The following is a 17,549-nucleotide window of genomic DNA, read 5'->3' as shown; positions in this document are numbered from 1 at the left end:
CGGAGGTCAGGCCTCGATCTCGGACCGGTCCTCGCTCCACAGGGTGTGGAACTTGCCGTCGGCGTCGATGCGCTCGTAGGTGTGCGCTCCGAAGAAGTCGCGCAGACCCTGCGTCAGCGCGGCGGGCAGACGTTCGGCGCGCAGTCCGTCGTAGTACGACAGGGCGGAGGCGAAGCCGGGCACCGGGATTCCGAGGAGTGTCGCGGTGGACACGACGCGACGCCAGCTGTCGACGGCGTTCTCGACGGCGTCACGGAAGTACGGCGCCAGCAACAGCGCGGGCAGTTCCGGGTTCTCGTCGTAGGCGTCCTTGATGCGGTTCAGGAACCGGGCCCGGATGATGCATCCTCCGCGCCAGATGGTGGCGAGATCGCCGGGGTGCAGATTCCAGTCGTACTCGGCCGAACCGGCGGCGATCTGATCGAAGCCCTGCGAGTAGGCGACGACCTTGGAGGCGTACAGCGCGGAACGGATGTCCTCGGTGAAGGTCTCGATGTCCTCGGGCTTCGCCGAGAGCGTTCCCGACGCCAGACCCTTGGACGCCTCGCGCTGGCCGCGCGCGCCCGAGAGTGCTCGGGCGAACACCGCCTCGGCGATGCCGGTGACGGGGACTCCGAGATCCAGCGCGGACTTGACGGTCCAGCGACCGGTGCCCTTCTGCTCGGCGGCGTCGACGATGACGTCGACCAGCGGCTTCCCGGTCTTCGCGTCCTTGTGGGCGAGCACCTGCGCGGTGATCTCGACGAGGTAGCTCTCGAGGTCGCCCTCGTTCCACTGGCGGAAGACGTCGGCGACCGCGTCCGGATCCATGCCCAGCGCGTCGCGTAGCAGGTTGTAGGCCTCACCGATGAGCTGCATGTCGGCGTACTCGATGCCGTTGTGCACCATCTTCACGAAGTGCCCGGACCCGTCGGGGCCGATGTGGGTGCAGCACGGGGTGCCGTCCACGTGTGCCGAGATCGACTCGAGCAGGGGCCCGACCGACTCGTACGACTTCGCGGGGCCGCCGGGCATGATCGAGGGGCCGTTGAGTGCACCCTCCTCGCCGCCGGAGATGCCGGCGCCGACGAAGAGAAGGCCGCGGTCCTTCAACGAGGACTCGCGGCGGATGGTGTCCGTGTAGAGGGCGTTGCCGCCGTCGATGATGATGTCGCCCTCGTCCATGACGCCGGCGAGTTCCTCGATGACCGCGTCCGTGGGATCGCCGGCCTTGACCATGATGACGACCTTGCGTGGCTTCTCGAGGCTGGCCACGAAGTCCTCGATGCTCTCGGACGCGACGAAGGTGCCGTCACTGCCGTGCGCGTCGAGCAGAGTCTGTGTCTTGGAGTAACTCCGGTTGTGCACCGCGACCACGTGTCCGTGGCGGGCGAAGTTCCGCGCCAGGTTGGACCCCATGACAGCGAGGCCGGTGACACCGATCTGGGCGAGAGGTGAAGAATCCGAGGAAGTCATTCCCCCAGCTTTCCCTGCCCGGCCCCGACGCGAAAGTCGGGGCCGGACAAGGACGGGAGAGCTGTCAGTCGCGCGCGGTGCCCGCAGCACGGCTGCGGAACCCGCCGGTGCGCGAAGCCGTTGCGCCCGTGCGGTTCTCGTCGCGGCCCTTGTAGCCACCGGTGGACTCGCCGCCGCGGTAGCCGCCGGTGCGGTTCTCGTCGCGGCCCTTGTAGCCACCGCTCGACTCACCGCCGCGGTACCCACCGGTGCGGTTCTCGTCGCGACCCCGGTATCCGCCGGAGTCGCCGCCACGGTAGCCACCGGTGCGCGGGGATCCCGAGGCGCCGAAGCGAGAGGGGCCACTGGGACGCTCGCGACGCGGTGCCTCACGCACCGGCTCGCCGGACGGAGCCTTGGCTCCGGTGATGGAACCGAGCTCCACCGAACCGGGGGAGACGTCCACCGAGGTGACCTTGACACCGGCCTGGCCGGTCAGCCGGCTGATGATGCGGCGCTGGTTGGGCAGCGCGATGGCGACGACGGTGCCTGCCGCACCGGCACGTGCCGTACGGCCGGCGCGGTGCATGTAGTCCTTGTGATCCGCGGGCGGATCGACGTGCACGACCAGGTCGATGCCGTCGACGTGGATGCCGCGTGCGGCGACGTCGGTGGCGACGAGCACGGGGGTGCGGCCGCTCTTGAAGCGGTCGAGGACGCGGGTGCGCTGGTTCTGAGCCTTGCCGCCGTGCAGCGACTCGGCGTGGATGCCGACGGCGCGAAGGCGATCGGTGATGCCGTCGCAGCCGAGCTTGGTGCGGGCGAACATGATGGTCCGGCCACCCTCGCGAGCGGCGATCTCGGACAGGACGATGTCCTTCTGTCCGCGGCCGACATTGAGGATGTAGTGATCCATCGACTCGACGGCGGCCTTGCTGTCACCGGTCGAGTGCTGGACGTGGTCGGCCAGGAACTGGCGGACCAACGACTGGACCTCGCGGTCGAGCGTGGCGGAGAACAGCATGCGCTGGCCACCGTTCGCGGTCTGTCCGAGGATGTCGCGCACCTCGGGCAGGAAGCCCATGTCGGCCATCTGGTCGGCCTCGTCGAGTGCGGTGATCTCCACTGCCTCGAGGACGCAGGTGCCCTGACGCAGGTGATCGCCGAGGCGTCCGGGGGTGGCGACGAGAACGTCGACACCGCGGCGGAGCTGATCGGCCTGACGACCGAACGGGGTGCCGCCGACGGCCGGACGCACGCTCAGTCCGAGGACGGTGGCGTAGGACTGCAGCGAGTCGACGACCTGGAAGGCGAGCTCGCGGGTGGGGACCAGCACCAGTGCGCGGGGACGCTTCGCGGCGGGCTTGGTACCGGTCGACGCCAGGCGGGCGAGCATCGGCAGACCGAACGCGAGCGTCTTGCCCGATCCGGTCTGTGCGCGGCCGAGAACGTTACGGCCGGCGAGGGCGTCGGTGATGGCCATCTTCTGGATGGGCGAGGGAACGGTGATGCCGTTCTTGGCGAGCGCCGCGACGATGGCCGCGGGAAGTCCGAGGTCGGAGAACGTGGTCTCGGACGCCTCGGGAGTGCTGGTGGCAGAAACAGAAACGGGGGTGGCGCTGGTCAACGCGGTGGTACCTCTCGGGGTTGCAGGCGCGTCGGTGCACAGCAACGATGAATCACCGCGCAGCGTGACGAGCCAGGGCACACATCACCTGGTCATCGATGCGCAAGCGGAGCTCGGGCGCAATGTGAGGTGTCTTGTCACCGGTACGACTCCGTGGCGTCCACGAGGGGACGGATCGGAGCGACGGCGAAATTTGTGCCATATCGACTAACGGATGGTTCTGATGAACCACGGGTAACACTACGCGACGAGTGGTGTCGATGCCGACTCGTGTGAGCCAGTAGTCACGAACCGTGTCGTGCGAGGCGCGTCAGCTCGGTCAACCACGGCACGGCGACGTAGATGGTCGGCACCACGAGGATGGCCGCCGACGCGAGATAGGCGAGAGTGGCGACACCCGGGGTGGAACCGGGAGTGGCCAACCGGCGCACCCGCACCAGCGTGCTCGGCCCACCCGCGGCCAGCGCTCCCCGCGGCGCCGACGATCCGGAGCAGGCCACGAGAGCGCGGGCGAGGGGACGAGGGCCCGTGACGCGCACCGCGGAATCGTCCGCGAGCAGCTCGACCAGCAGCTGCACCGACCCCAGCGCGGACCGGCTGCGCACGACGTGCGGGAACGCCTGGTTGACGGCCATGAACGCCTCGAGAACGAGATCGTGCCGCGCGCGCAGGTGGGAGCGTTCGTGGGTCAGGATGGCGGCCAGCTCGTCGTCGTCCAGGTTGGACAACGTGCCCTCGCTGACCACGACGCGTTGCCGCAGTCCGGGCAGGCAGTAGGCGATGGGGTCGAGGCTCTCGAGGACCCGCACGTCGGTTCCGTGGGCACTGGTCTCGCCCGCACTGCGATCGAGGATGTCGACCAGCGTGCGGTGTCGCGCACGCCGCCGTCGGGTCTTGATCGCCACCAGGGACGTGGCCCAGACGAGCCGCGCACCGATGACGAGGGTGATCGCGAGCACCGTCACGTAGAGGATCCACAGCGGGAGGCCGAGGGCGTCGATCTCGGCCGTCGGCGCCGTGGTGGGCCGGCCGTCCGGTCCGGGGACGAGCAGCTGGCTCGCGATCGCGAGACCGGAACTGAAGGCCGAGAGCACCGCGGCGAGTGCGATCGCCTGCCACAGCACCAGGGCGGCGCGCGGTGTCCGGTGCGGCCATGTCGCACGGGACAGCATCGCGGGAACCGGTCCCGTCAGGATCAACGCGAGTACCGCGAAGACCAGTGCTGTCGGTGCGTTCATGTCCTCACCGTCGTGTGGGAGGGAGCGTCGAGGGTCGAGAGGTCAGGCGTTGGAGGAACCGTCGTCCTGCGTCTCCAGTGCCGCGAGGGCCTCCCGGAGTGCGGCGGCCTCGTCGGCGCCGACCCGACCCACGAAGTGGACCAGGGCAGCAGCGCGTCCGCCGGAGCGGTCGGCCTGCTGGAGGGCGTCGACCATGAGGCTGGCGACAAGCTCTTCGCGCCCATGTACCGGAGCGTACCGATGCGCGCGGTCGTCCCGCTGCTGGGTGACGAGCTTCTTCTTCGCCAGACGCTGCAGGACCGTCATGACCGTCGTGTATGCGAGCTCACGCTTCGACGCCAGTGCCTCGTGGACCTGACGGACGGTCTGCGGCTCCGAACTCGACCACAAATGTTCCATCACTGCTCGTTCGAGATCGCCCAGGCCTGCCATTCGTCAGATGATACGGCCACTCCGACGCAAATGCGTACTACACGGTGTAGCAGCGGGTCGTCGCACGTCGGCGCGCGTCCACCGGCGCGGAAACACGCGTCGAGAACTACTGCGCGGCTACTGTTGCGCCGTGGCATTCGTCGACACGTCGTTGGTCAGTGGACCGGTCCCGATCGTCGTCACGGTCGTCGGAGTGCTCGGGCTCGTCTGGCTCGTGCTCGCGCGGCGTCGGCGGCACCTCACCCGCGCCGTCCCGGTGGCCGTCGCGGTGGCGGCCGTCCTCACGGTGGCGGCGTGGTTCGGCATCGAGAAGATCTGGCGGGTCTTCCCCGATCCCGTCGAGACGTCGGTCTACGTCTGGGTCGGTCTCGGAGTCCTGGGTCTGTTCCTCCTCGTGCCGCGGATGCTGGCCGCGACACGGTGGTGGACCCGCGTGGTGACCGTGATCGCGACGGTGGCCGTGGTCGCGACGTCCGCGCTGCAGGTCAACCTGGTCTTCGATGCTTACCCCACCGTCAGTACCGCCCTGGGGATCTCGTCCGTGCAGGAGGTGGACGTCGACGACGTCACCGGCCGCACCGCCGACCCGATCACCGGTACACCTCTCGCGAGCGTGTGGACCGCCCCCGCCGACATGCCGACCGGTGGTCGCATCCTGGACACGCCGATCCCGGGCACGGAGTCGGGTTTCTCCGCTCGGAACGCGAAGGTCTACCTGCCGCCCGCGTACTTCACCGCACGCCGGCCGCTGCTGCCCGTCCTCGTGCTGCTCGCCGGCCAACCCGGAGCGCCCGACGACTGGCTCACCGGCGGCCGGTTGGTCCAGACGATGGACGCCTACGCCCGCCGATCACGCAGGTCTCGCACCCGTCGTGGTGGTGGCGGACGCGACCGGGTCCACCATCGCCAATCCGCTCTGCGTCGACTCTCCGCTCGGCAACGTGGCGTCCTATCTGGCGAAGGACGTGCCGGCGTGGGTGAACGCGACCCTGCAGGTGGACACCGATCCGGCGCACTGGGCGATCGGCGGGCTCTCCTACGGCGGTACCTGCGCCATGCAGATGACCACCAACTACCCGCAGCTGTACCCGACCTTCCTCGTTCTCTCGGGGCAGCTCGAACCGACGTTGGGGGACAAGCAGCGCACGCTGGACGCGGCGTTCGGCGGAAGCGAGGCCGCGTTCGAGGCCGTGAACCCGATGAACCTCATGGCCACACGCCAGTACCCCATCAGCGCCGGCGCCTTCGTCGTCGGCGCCAGTGATCCCGATTACCAGAACTCGGCGAAGCAGCTGCTCGCCGCCGCACAGAAAGCCGGAATGGACGTGCGTTATGCCGAGGTCCCGGGTGGACACAGTTACGAGACGTGGTCTGCGGGCCTGAAGCTGGAGCTGGACTGGCTCTGCACCCGGCTGGGGTTGACGTCGTGACCGATCCGTCCGCCGCAGGATCTCCCGCGCAGGGTCCGGTCGCCCGTGCGCGGACCGACATCGCCGCGTGGTGGGGACGAACCGGTCGCCAGGGCGCACGGTTGTGGTCCACGATCGCCTACGGCGCCAAGGGGGCTCCGGTCAGCCTGGCACTGCTGGCCGTCATGTGGGTGGGGCTGATCGTGCTCTCCCTCACCACGCGCAGCTATCGCAGCTTCCTCGACCACCACACCGCGCTGGGCATCGTTCCGATCGAGAACCTGCGGCTCTGGACCCCCGTCACGTCGGGGCTCTTCGCCGTGGGGGTGGCCGCCTTCGTCGTCGCCACCGCGTTGTTCCTGGTCGTGGCAGCGCCGATCGAGCACCGGATGGGTACCCGGCGCTTCGCGGTCGCCGTCCTGGTGACCCAGGTGGGCGGCTCGCTGCTGGGTCTCGCGCTGGCCGCTCTCGGGCAGTTGCTCGACGAGGGGTGGGGCTTCCAGCTTCATCTCGGCGTCACCTCGGGCCCCACGGCCTGGATCCTCGGCACGCTGATGGTGGCCAGCGCGAACATGGGAACGCTCTGGCGTCGGCGGGTGCGGGTGGGCCTCGTGGCGCTGACCGTCGTGATGGCCCTGTTCGGTGGCCATCTCGCCGACATCACCGCGCTCGGCTCGGTCGTGGTCGGCGCAGTGGCGGGTCCGTTGATCGTCGGACGATCCTCTCGCGCCACCCATCTCGCCGGTACCCGCCGCGAGGGTCGGGTGCTGGTGGCCCTCATCGTCGCGGCGTCCGCGATCGGCCCGATGATCGCTGCCTTCTCGCCCAATGCGGTGGGCCCGTTCGCCGTCCTGCGCGAACTGTTCCGCAGCCAGGAGTGGACGCTCGACGAGGTGAACCTGGTCTGTGGTGCAGATCCGGGGTCCACCGACTGCCGACGCGGGCTGCTCGATCTCCGACTCGGCGGAGTGGGACCGGTGCTGGCCAGCGTCATGCCCTCGGTCTATCTGCTGGTCCTCAGCGACGGACTGCGCCGCGGGCGTCGGTTCGCCTGGATCGGTGCGATGGTCTCGCAGGTCGTGCTCCTGGCCCTGGCGCTCGCCAACTACCTGATCCGCTTCGCCGATCTGGACAACGGCGACACGCTGTTCTACGGCGTCGCAGATCCGACGCTCTACCGCACCGCCGTCCCGTTCGTCGTCCCCCTGGCGGTCATGGCACTGCTGGTGTTCACGCGCACGAACTTCGACGTGTCCGCGCCTGCCGGTACGTACACGCGCCTGTGGGCCACCGTGGTCGGGGCCGGCGCGGTTCTCGCCGTTCTCTACGTCGCCGTCGGCGCACTGATCCGGTCCGGCTTCGACGGCAGCCCGGGAGTGCTGACGCTGCTCGGCGACTTCCCGCAGCGGCTCGTGCCCCCGGTTCTGCTGCAGTGGTTCGACCCGCCCTTCCTGCCGACGAGCTGGCTCGCCACCGTGCTCTACGAATGGACCGGCATCGTGTTCTGGGCGGTGCTGGTCGTCGCGACCGCGGGGTCGTTCGTGAGACCGGCGTACGGCGTGGAGACCGACGCCACCGAGCGCGCCCGGGCGGTGCTGACGAGCAGCAGCGGCAGCGCCCTGTCCTGGATGACGACGTGGCGCGGCAACCGGTACTGGTTCTCGCCCGACGGTCACAGTTATGTGGCGTTCCGGGTGATCTCGGGCATCGCCCTCACCACCGGCGATCCGGTGGGTCCGCCCGCGGACCGGGAGGCGGCCATCGTCGGCTTCTCCGAGTACGCCGCCGCGAACGGATGGTCGCCCTGCTTCTACTCGGTGACGCCGGACGTCGCGGCGATCACCGGCGCTCTGGGTTGGGAGAGCATCCAGGTGGGGGAGGAGACCGTGCTCCCGCTCGCGGATCTCGCCTTCACGGGCAAGAAGTTCCAGGACGTCCGCACCGCGGTGAACCGGGCGAAGAAGGCCGGTGTCGAGGCCGAGTGGATCTCGTTCCCGACGGCGCCGCTGGCGATCACGGACCAGATCACCGCGATCTCCGAGGAATGGGTCGCCGACAAGGGCATGCCCGAGATGGGCTTCACGCTCGGCGGCCTGGACGAGGTCGACGATCCGCAGGTCCGGTGCCTCATCGCCGTGGACGAGCAGCGCACCGTGCACGGCATCACCTCGTGGATGCCGGTGTACCGCGACGGCGTCGTCGTGGGCTGGACCCTGGACTTCATGCGCCGTCGGTCCGAGGGCTTCCGGCCCGCGATGGAATTCCTCATCGCGTCCGCCGCACTGTCTCTGCAGGAGGAGGGCGCGCAGTTCCTCAGTCTGTCGGGAGCGCCGCTGGCCAAGGTGGGCGATCCGACCGAGGACACGGCGCAGACGTCGACACTCTCGGGGATGCTCGAGCGTCTGCTCGACGTCGTGGGCCGCACGCTCGAACCGGTCTACGGCTTCCGGTCGTTGCTGGCGTTCAAGTCGAAGTTCCAGCCGGTGTACGAGCCGATGTACATGACGTTCCCCGATCCGGCTGCGCTACCGAGCATCGGCAACGCCATCGGACGGGCCTACCTGCCGGACGTGTCCTTCGGTCAGAGTGTCCGGCTCGTGAAGACGATGATCGACCGCTGACCGTCAGGCCGGTCGGATGCCGGCGCCCGCCCGGACGTGGCGGGTGCCGATGGGCACGATCAGCGGACGATCGGAGACCGGGTCGTCGATGACGGCCGCGGACAGGCCGAAGACGTCGAAGAGCATCTTCTCGGAGATGACCTCGGACGGCGTACCGCTGGCGACGATCGCTCCCTCGTGCATGACCACGAGACGGTCGCTGTAGCGGACGGCCAGGTTGAGGTCGTGCAGCACCATCACCACGGTCCGGCCCATCTCGTCGTGCATCCGGTCCACCAGGTCGAGGACCTCGATGGAGTGCGCGAGATCGAGGTAGGTGGTCGGCTCGTCGAGGAGCAGGACGTCGGTGCCCTGCGCCAGTGCCATGGAGATCCAGGCACGCTGGCGCTGTCCTCCCGAGAGCTGGTCGACGGGACGTTCGGCGAGATCCTCGATACCGGTGAGCTTCAGCGCACGCGCCACCTCGGACTCGTCGTCGCGGGACCACTGCCGGATCCAGGACTGGTGGGGATGGCGGCCTCGTGCCACCAGGTCCGCCACCGTCAGCCCCTCCGGGGCGATCGGCGACTGCGGGAGCACCCCGAGAGTGCGCGCGACGTCGCGGGTCTTCATGTGGCCGATCGCCTTGCCGTCCAGCGTCACCTGGCCCTGGCGCGGGGACAGCAGGCGGCCGAGGGCGCGCAGCAGAGTCGACTTGCCGCAGCCGTTGGGTCCGATGACCGTCGTGACGACGCCGGTGTGGATCTCGAGGTCGAGCCCCTCGATGATGATGCGGTCGCCGTAGCCGACCGAGATGTTCTCCGCGGCGAGACGGTGCGGAGGTGTGGCTCCGGTGATCTCCGGATGCGCGTGCACGCTCATACTGTCGCCTTTCGGTTGACTCGGACCAGCAGATAGAGGAGGAAGGGTCCGCCGAGGACGGACGTGACGATGCCGACGGGGAGCTCGACCGGCAGAATCGTGCGCGCCACCAGGTCGGACCCCACCACGGTGACGGCGCCGGTGAGGGCCGAGGCGATCAGCGGAGGCTCGGCGCACCGGGTCAGCCGCAGGGCGATCTGCGGCGCGGCGAGGGCCACGAATCCGATCGGGCCGGCGACGCTCGTGGCGATGGCGGCCATCGCGACCGAGATGACGAGCAGGACGGCCTGGGACCGCTGCACGTCCACGCCCAGCGAGCGGGCGGTGTCCGGCCCGAGCCGCATGGCGGACAGTCGGAACGACATGATCACCGAGCCCGCTCCGAGAACGACCACGGCGGCGGTGACGGGCCACACCTGCGACCACGTGGCGCCGGACAGCGTCCCGGTGAGCCACAGCTGGGCGCGGGTGACGTCGGTGATGTCGGCATTGACCAACATCCAGCCGATCAGCGCGACCATCATGGCGTTGATCGCGATGCCCACGAGCACCAGCCGCATGCCCTGAACTCCGCCCCGCCACGACAACAGGTACACCAGCGCTGCGGTGAGCAGCCCGCCGACGAGAGCGGCGAGGGTCACGCCGAGCGTGGCGAACAGGCCCACGGCCGTACTGGTGCCGCTCAGGACGATCAGCGAGATGGCGGCGACGCTCGCGCCGGACGTGATGCCGAGAATGTCCGGGCTCGCGAGTGAGTTGCGGGTGATCGACTGCATCAACGCGCCGGAGACGGCGAGCGCAGCTCCTACGAGCGCGCCCGTGAGGGCACGCGGCAGGCGGAGGTCCATGACGACGAAACGCTCGATCCGCGAGCCGCCGCCCACCAACACGTTCACGACGTCCGGGATCGAGAGCGGGTAGTCGCCGCGCCCGACGTTCAGACAGAACACGAGGAACAGCACGATCGCGAGGGCGAGGGTGACGAGCACCCTGGCGGGGCGACGCACCGTCGACAGCGGTCCCATGCGGAAGGCCGGGCGACCCGCCACCGACGGCGCGGTCGCCGCGGAACGGACGGTCGGGTGGGCGGTCACAGCGACACCAACGTCCGACGGCGTACCAGGGCGATGAAGAACGGCGCGCCGATCAGCGCGAGCACGATGCCGACCTGCAGTTCACCGGGCCGCACGACGACGCGACCGATGACGTCGGCGAGCACGAGCAGGACACCGCCCAGCGCGCCGGCGAACGGGAGCAGCCAGCGATAGTCCGGGCCGGTGATGGCACGCGCGATGTGGGGCACCACCAGTCCGACGAAGGCCACGGGCCCACACGCAGCGGTCGCCGCGCCGGTCAGAAGTGTGATGGCCACGATGCCGACGACGCGCGTGAGGGTGATGTTGGTGCCCAGTGAGCGGGCGACGTCGTCGCCGAGGCTGATCGTGTTGAGGGCGGGCGTGCCCGCGACGGCGATGATCAGCCCGATGACGATGAACGGGAGCACGGTCCAGAAGATGTCCGGCCCGCGTCCCGAGACGGAGCCGACGACCCAGAACCGGTAGCTGTCGAGGGTGGTCTGATCGAGCAGCACCACCGCGTTGGTCATGGCCTGCAGGAAGAACGCGATCGCGGCTCCCGCGAGGGCCAACGACAGCGGGTTGGCCCTCGCCCCGCCCAGAGACGCGGTACCGAACACGACGATGCTGGCCGCGGCAGCGCCGGCGAAGGCGAACCAGAGGTAGCCACCGGGGGACGTGATGCCGAAGAGGTAGATCGCCATGACGACGAAGAAGGCGGCACCGGCGTTGAGGCCGAGCAACCCGGCATCGGCGAGCGGATTGCGGGTGTGGCCCTGGATCAGGGCGCCGGCGACGCCGAGTGCGATGCCCACGACGAGTCCGAGGATCGTGCGGGGGAGGCGTAGCGACCGGACGATCACGTCGGTGTCGGTCCCGGTGGCGGAGAACAGCGCATGGAAGATCTCGGCGAAGGTGAGCGGCCGCGCACCGACGGCCACGCTCATGAGCGCGACGAGCACGATGGCGGCGACGAGGATGATCAGTCCGGAGGTTCGGCGTCGACGGGTCGCTGCCGAGGAGGTGTCCGGAGCGACCGGTTCGAAGTCCTCCGCGACCGCGACGGTGAGCCGGACCGTCTCGACACCGGGCTTCCGACGCAGCGTCAGAGCAGGTCGGACGCCCACCGCGTCACCGGTCTCGGCGTCCCGCAGCACGAGGGCGAACAGGGACTTTCCGACGCTCTGTCCGGCGCGACCGTCCCGGAACCCCCGGTTCCACACCAGCACACCCGCGGCCGCGAGCACCGCGATGACGCCGAAGACCGCGCGGTCGACCTGGCCGCCGCCGTTGTCGTCGGCGAGCGATCGGACGACGACGAGGCCGAGCACGAGGGGGAGCAGGACGACACCGACGTCGACCGCCGAGGCTGCCGCGACGGTCACCCGGCCGGGCGCCCGCCGATCCGCGTCGGCGATCGAGTAGTCGCGATCGGGACGAACCGTGGTGCCGGGCTCGGGGAGGTCGTTCGGGCCGGGGTGAGATGCGAGAGGTCCGGACGCGGTGTCGGTCACGCGGTCCTCCTCGATCGGTGTGGTGGTGTCTCTCATGGAAGGTTACGCAAGCCTAAGCAGTCGTGTGGCGGCGCGGTCTCGCGGTGATGCGAACCACACCCGGTTGTCTTCGATGTATTGGTTAGGCTTACCTTATGACTCGACCGGTCGCCTCGACCGGTCGGTGCGTGTCACCGTCCGGGCACTTGCAGACGAGGAGTTCCATCCGATGACAGTCACGATCGACACCGTCGTCTCACCGCACGATCGTCGAGCCGCGGTGTCCACCGCCTTCCGGCACACCATGACCGCTCTGCGACACCTCGATCCGGAGGCCCCCCGCGTGTACGCCGTCGCGGACATGGCCGAGCAGAGCAAGCGTCGCTGGTGGTCGTTCGCCACCGGGCTCGAGTCGGGCCGCTTCGAGGCCCTGCTGCGCCGGTCGTCGCTCGACCATCCGGACCCGCGTCGTGCGGTGGACCAGGTGGCGGCCGCACTCGTGCACGCGGTCGTGGGACGGTCGGCCGCGGCGTTCGTCGGATGTGGACGGGTGTGGGACCCCGGCCCCGAGAATCTCTGGATCCATCTCGACAGCGACGTGGGCATCGACTGGGCGGGCGTGCGGGACACGGCGCTGCGCTCGGTGTCCGGCTCGGGCGCGACCGCGGGAACGGTGGTCATGCCGTGCGACGAGGCGCTCGCGGCCTGGACCGCGCATCGCGCTGCTCGCTCGCTCGAGGTCGCCGCGGCAGGGCTGTCCGCGCTCGGTCCTCTGGACGCCACGCAGATGAGCCGCATCGTGGGCGAGTCGGTCCTCGGCGCCTCGGCACGAGTTCCGTTGCTGGGTGGCGTGTCTCGTGACGGCGGCTGGCGCAGGGGGCAGATGCTCCTCGATGCGTTCGTCGACGCGGGGTGGCGCGTTCGGTTACGGCGACCTGCGTGACTTAGGCAAGCCTATCCTGTATAGTCCGAGCCACACGAACTTCGGATCGTGCCGACGTCCTGAGGGCTGCAGCGACGTCGGCGTCCGTGCCCCGGCGGGCCTCGCGACACACTGCGAGGCCCGCCGCTTCGTGTCCGTCCACGTGATTCACTGAACGCCATGAACGATGTGTCACCGTCGGTGTCGGACGAACTTCGAGAGCAGCTGGACAGCGGTTTCGGGAAGGTGCTGGGTCTGCAGTTCCGCGAACTGGGACCCGATCGGGTCACCGCGGAGTGGACCGTGCGCCCGGAACTCCTGCAGCCGTTCGGGATCGTGCACGGCGGCGTGCACTGCGCCGTCGTCGAGTCGCTGGCGAGCACGGCGGGCGCCCTGTGGTTGGGGGATCGCGGCCACGTCGTCGGAGTCAACAACACCACCGATTTCATCCGCGCCGCCCGCGAGGGCGTGCTCTCCGCCGAGGCACTGCCCGTGCACCGCGGGCGGACCCAGCAGATCTGGACCGTCACCATCACCGATGCCGCGGACCGTCTCATCGCCCGCGGCCAGGTCCGACTGCAGAACATCGAGGACACGGGGCGGATCGGCGCGTCCTGACGCGCGTCCGGCGAGCGCGACGGCCGAGGTCGTGCCAGCATTGCCTGTCGCCGTCGTTCGCCGCGAAGGGAAGTGTCCCCCATGAGATTGTCTCCGCACGAGCAGGAGAGGTTGCTGCTCAGCTACGCCGCGGAACTGGCGCGTCGCCGGCAGCAGCGCGGACTCCGGTTGAACCATCCGGAGGCGATCGCGCTGATCACCGACCACCTGCTCGAGGGCGCACGCGACGGGCGGTCCGTGGCGGAACTGATGTCGTCGGGCCGTGAGGTGCTGACCCGCGCCGACGTGATGGACGGCATCCCGGAGATGCTGCACGAGGTGCAAGTGGAGGCCACGTTCCCGGACGGCACCAAGCTCATCACCGTTCATGACCCGATCTCGTGAAGGAGTGCGCGTGATTCCCGGAGAGATCATCACCGAGGACGGGTCGATCGAGCTCAACGCCGGTCGTGCGTCGCTCACTCTCGACGTCGTGAACGACGGCGATCGGCCGGTGCAGGTGGGAAGTCACGTCCATCTCCCGCAGGCCAACGCCGCGCTGACGTTCGATCGCGTCGCCGCGCAGGGGAAGCGCCTCGACATCCCGGCGGGCACCGCGGTGCGGTTCGAACCGGGTATCGCTCAGGAGGTCGTGCTCGTCGACATCGGCGGTCTCCGCGAGGTTCACGGCATCTCGCTCACCCCGCCCGGCGCACTGGACGACACGACACCCCGGGACGGTCACTGATGGCGTACCTCGATCGTTCGCGCTACGCGGAGCTGTACGGACCCACCACGGGTGACCGGATCCGCCTGGCAGACACCGATCTGCTGATCGAGATCACCGAGGACCGCAGCGGTGGGCCGGGTCTCGCCGGCGACGAGGCCGTGTTCGGCGGCGGCAAGGTGATTCGCGAGTCGATGGGACAGTCGCGGGCCACGCGGGCCGACGGTGCGCCCGACACCGTCATCACCGGTGTCGTGGTGCTCGACCACTGGGGCGTGATCAAGGCCGACGTCGGACTGCGTGACGGACGGATCGTGGCGCTGGGCAAGGCCGGGAACCCGGACACCATGCCGGGAGTGCATCCCGGTCTCGTCATCGGGCCGTCCACCGAGATCATCGCCGGCAACGGCAAGATCCTGACCGCTGGCGCCATCGACTGCCACGTGCACCTCATCGCCCCCCAGCTCATGGAGGAGGCGCTCGGCGGTGGCATCACCACCATCATCGCCGGTGGCACCGGCCCCGCCGAGGGCACGAAGGCCACGACCGTGACCCCGGGTGCCTGGCATCTGGCGCGGATGCTCGAGGCCATGGACGGGTGGCCGCTGAACGTGGCGCTGCTGGGCAAGGGCAACACCGTCTCACCCGACGCGATGTGGGAGCAGTTACGTTCCGGCGCATCGGGATTCAAGCTGCACGAGGACTGGGGCTCGACGCCGGCCGCCATCGACGCGTGCCTGCGGGTCTGCGACGAGGCCGGTGTGCAGGCGGCGCTCCACTCGGACACGCTGAACGAGGCGGGCTTCGTCGAGGACACCCTCGGCGCGATCGCGGGTCGCGGCATCCACTCGTACCACACGGAGGGTGCGGGCGGCGGGCACGCGCCGGACATCATCACGGTCGCCTCGCAGCCCCACGTTCTCCCGAGTTCGACCAACCCGACTCGGCCGCACACGGTCAACACACTCGACGAGCATCTCGACATGCTGATGGTCTGTCACCACCTCAGCCCGTCCATTCCCGAGGACCTCGCCTTCGCCGAGAGCCGCATCCGCCCCTCGACCATCGCGGCCGAGGATCTGTTGCACGACATGGGTGCCATCTCGATGATCGGCAGCGACTCGCAGGCCATGGGACGCATCGGTGAGGTGGTCATGCGGACGTGGCAGACGGCCCACGTGATGAAGAAGCGTCGTGGCTTCCTCGCCGGTGACTACCGTGCGGACAACAACCGCGCGATGCGGTACGTCGCGAAGTACACGATCTGCCCGGCCGTGGCGCACGGACTCGACGGCGAGGTCGGATCCGTCGAGCCCGGCAAGTTGGCCGACCTCGTGCTGTGGGAGCCGGCGTTCTTCGGTGTCCGGCCGCATCTGGTGATCAAGGGCGGCATGATCGCGTGGGCCACCATGGGCGACGCCAACGCCTCGATTCCGACACCGCAGCCGGAACTGCCGCGACCGATGTTCGGAGCGGCACCCAAGGCGGCGGCCGCCACGTCCGTGCACTTCGTCGCGCCCCAGGCGCTCGACGACGGGCTGGCCGATCGCCTCGACGTCGCGCGTCGACTCGTTCCGGTCGGGAACGTCCGCGGCATCGGGAAGGCACAGATGGTGAACAACGACGCGGTTCCCCGCATCGAGGTCGATCCGGACACCTTCACCGTCCGCATCGACGGCGACGTCTGGACCGAGCAGCCGGCGACGGAGCTGCCGATGGCGCAGCGGTACTTCCTGTTCTGATGACGAATCCGCATTCCGGTGTCGGCCTCGCCACGTTGCTCACCCTCGCCGACTCACGGCTCCCGATCGGTGGGCACGTGCACTCGGGGGGAGTCGAGGAGGCGATCGCCGAGGGACTCGTCCGGGACCTGCCGACGCTCGAGGCGTATCTGCTGCGGCGTATGCGCATCAGCGGCGCCGTGGCGGCGTCGATCGCTGCCGCTGTGGCCGCCGGTGTCCTGCCCGCGGACGCCGCCGATCGCGAGACCGACGCCCGCACGCCGTCTCCTGCGGCTCGCGCCGCGTCCCGCGCCCAGGGGAGGGGATTGCGTCGCCTCGCCGAGACGGTGTGGCCGGACCACGACTGGACGGCGGTCGGACGGCGCCCGCACCTGCCCGTCGTGGCGGGAGTCGTCGGTGCCGTCACCGGCGCGGGACCGTACGAGACGGCGTCCGTGCAGATCTACACGGCCATGACGGGCGCCGCCATCGCCGCCCAGCGACTTCTCGCGTTGGACCCGGGCGCCGTGGCGGGGTGCACCGTGGCGCTCGCGGCCGAGTGCGACCGGATCGCGGCCTCGGTCGCACGCGCGCTCCCGGCTCTGTCCGACGAATCGGATCCGCTGCTGGACCACCTCGGCGAACGTCACGTCCGGCGCGAACGCCCCCTCTTCGTCTCCTGATCACCCCACAGAAAGAGAGAACACCCATGCCTCCGCATCTCATCGACGGCGAGCCCCACTCCCACGCCCTGGACCGGCCCAAGCGCGTCCGCACACCCGGGGAAGCGCTGCGAGTGGGTATCGGCGGTCCCGTCGGATCCGGCAAGACCGCACTGGTGGCGGCGCTGTGCCGCCAGCTGCGCGAAGAACTGTCGCTGGCCGTGCTGACCAACGACATCTACACGACGGAGGATGCCGACTTCCTGCGCCGTCACGCAGTTCTGCCGGACGAGCGCATCACGGCCGTGCAGACCGGCGGCTGCCCGCACACGGCGATCCGAGACGACATCACGGCGAACCTGGACGCCATCGACGACCTGGTCGACGCCAATCCGCCACTCGATCTGATCCTCGTCGAGTCGGGCGGCGACAACCTCACCGCGACCTTCTCGTCCGGGCTGATCGACGTGCAGATCTTCGTCGTGGACGTCGCCGGCGGTGACAAGGTGCCGCGCAAGGGCGGTCCCGGCGTGACGTTCTCGGATCTGCTCGTGATCAACAAGACCGATCTCGCCCCCATGGTGGGTGCCGACCTCACGGTCATGGAGAACGACGCGGTGCGGGTGCGTGAGGGTCGTCCCACCGCTCTGATCTCGCTCACGGAGGATCCTGCCGCGACGGTGGTGCTCACCTGGGTGCGCGAGCAGCTCGCTGCCGTCGCCGCCTGAC

The 17,549-nt window shown here is 69.5% G+C and carries 15 protein-coding genes and 1 pseudogene; 9 read left to right on the top strand and 7 right to left on the bottom strand.

Translation table 11 applies throughout. The annotated features are described in order from the left end of the window. Window positions 1-6 precede the first annotated feature (6 nt). The 4 genes from gndA to QE449_RS12445 all read right to left on the bottom strand — a co-directional run bounded on the left by gndA (window position 7) and on the right by QE449_RS12445 (window position 4,731). Complete coding sequence (gene gndA, locus QE449_RS12460; protein ID WP_027505429.1) at window positions 7-1,455, bottom strand: NADP-dependent phosphogluconate dehydrogenase; 1,449 nt, start codon at window positions 1,453-1,455, stop codon at window positions 7-9. Window positions 1,456-1,519: 64 nt separating this feature from the next. Then, complete coding sequence (locus tag QE449_RS12455) at window positions 1,520-3,061, bottom strand: DEAD/DEAH box helicase (RefSeq protein ID WP_051613283.1); 1,542 nt, start codon at window positions 3,059-3,061, stop codon at window positions 1,520-1,522. A gap of 284 nt (window positions 3,062-3,345) precedes the next feature. Next, window positions 3,346-4,299, bottom strand: a complete 954-nt coding sequence (locus QE449_RS12450; RefSeq protein ID WP_027505428.1) for a M56 family metallopeptidase — start codon at window positions 4,297-4,299, stop codon at window positions 3,346-3,348. Window positions 4,300-4,341: 42 nt separating this feature from the next. Next, window positions 4,342-4,731 (bottom strand): BlaI/MecI/CopY family transcriptional regulator, encoded by a 390-nt coding sequence (locus tag QE449_RS12445; RefSeq protein ID WP_027505427.1) that lies wholly within the window; start codon window positions 4,729-4,731, stop codon window positions 4,342-4,344. A 130-nt stretch (window positions 4,732-4,861) separates the two neighbouring features. On the opposite strand from QE449_RS12445, the pseudogene QE449_RS12440 reads away from it, so the two are divergent. Continuing rightward, window positions 4,862-6,161 (top strand): annotated as a pseudogene (locus QE449_RS12440) (alpha/beta hydrolase). Continuing rightward, window positions 6,158-8,761: a bifunctional lysylphosphatidylglycerol flippase/synthetase MprF gene (locus QE449_RS12435; protein ID WP_373428292.1), complete on the top strand. Its 2,604-nt coding sequence runs from the start codon at window positions 6,158-6,160 to the stop codon at window positions 8,759-8,761. Before QE449_RS12440 ends, QE449_RS12435 begins: the two are co-directional and overlap by 4 nt. Window positions 8,762-8,764: 3 nt before the next feature. Here QE449_RS12435 and QE449_RS12430 read toward each other — a convergent pair whose 3' ends face one another. From QE449_RS12430 to QE449_RS12420, 3 genes are all read right to left on the bottom strand, one after another. Next, window positions 8,765-9,622: an ABC transporter ATP-binding protein gene (locus QE449_RS12430; protein ID WP_056444458.1), complete on the bottom strand. Its 858-nt coding sequence runs from the start codon at window positions 9,620-9,622 to the stop codon at window positions 8,765-8,767. Then, window positions 9,619-10,647: an iron chelate uptake ABC transporter family permease subunit gene (locus tag QE449_RS12425; protein WP_081821226.1), complete on the bottom strand. Its 1,029-nt coding sequence runs from the start codon at window positions 10,645-10,647 to the stop codon at window positions 9,619-9,621. Before QE449_RS12425 ends, QE449_RS12430 begins: the two co-directional genes overlap by 4 nt. Window positions 10,648-10,712: 65 nt before the next feature. Next, window positions 10,713-12,248, bottom strand: a complete 1,536-nt coding sequence (locus QE449_RS12420) for an iron ABC transporter permease (RefSeq protein ID WP_222637501.1) — start codon at window positions 12,246-12,248, stop codon at window positions 10,713-10,715. A gap of 172 nt (window positions 12,249-12,420) precedes the next feature. Between QE449_RS12420 and QE449_RS12415 the strand changes: the two genes are divergently transcribed. The 7 genes from QE449_RS12415 (at window position 12,421) to ureG (ending at window position 17,548) form a co-directional block, all read left to right on the top strand. Next, a complete protein-coding gene (locus tag QE449_RS12415; protein ID WP_156380490.1) occupies window positions 12,421-13,134 on the top strand; it encodes a hypothetical protein in 714 nt (237 codons plus the stop codon). Between the two features lie 159 nt (window positions 13,135-13,293). Then, window positions 13,294-13,731, top strand: coding sequence for a PaaI family thioesterase (locus tag QE449_RS12410; protein ID WP_027505420.1), 438 nt, complete (start codon window positions 13,294-13,296; stop codon window positions 13,729-13,731). Between the two features lie 81 nt (window positions 13,732-13,812). Then, window positions 13,813-14,115, top strand: a complete 303-nt coding sequence (locus QE449_RS12405) for an urease subunit gamma (protein ID WP_027505419.1) — start codon at window positions 13,813-13,815, stop codon at window positions 14,113-14,115. A gap of 10 nt (window positions 14,116-14,125) precedes the next feature. Further along, the gene (locus QE449_RS12400) at window positions 14,126-14,458 is read left to right on the top strand and encodes an urease subunit beta (protein WP_307108903.1); all 333 of its coding nucleotides are present in this window, start codon (window positions 14,126-14,128) and stop codon (window positions 14,456-14,458) included. Then, window positions 14,458-16,179: an urease subunit alpha gene (locus QE449_RS12395; RefSeq protein WP_027505417.1), complete on the top strand. Its 1,722-nt coding sequence runs from the start codon at window positions 14,458-14,460 to the stop codon at window positions 16,177-16,179. Before QE449_RS12400 ends, QE449_RS12395 begins: the two co-directional genes overlap by 1 nt. Next, window positions 16,179-16,841 (top strand): urease accessory protein UreF, encoded by a 663-nt coding sequence (locus QE449_RS12390; RefSeq protein ID WP_222645180.1) that lies wholly within the window; start codon window positions 16,179-16,181, stop codon window positions 16,839-16,841. The genes QE449_RS12395 and QE449_RS12390 overlap by 1 nt, the downstream gene beginning before the upstream one ends. 26 nt (window positions 16,842-16,867) lie before the next feature. Then, complete coding sequence (ureG, locus tag QE449_RS12385) at window positions 16,868-17,548, top strand: urease accessory protein UreG (RefSeq protein ID WP_027505415.1); 681 nt, start codon at window positions 16,868-16,870, stop codon at window positions 17,546-17,548. Window position 17,549: the final 1 nt, after the last annotated feature.

Source organism: Rhodococcus sp. SORGH_AS_0303 (genome assembly GCF_030819335.1).
Lineage (GTDB): Bacteria > Actinomycetota > Actinomycetes > Mycobacteriales > Mycobacteriaceae > Rhodococcoides.
This window is presented reverse-complemented; position numbering and strand designations above follow the sequence as displayed.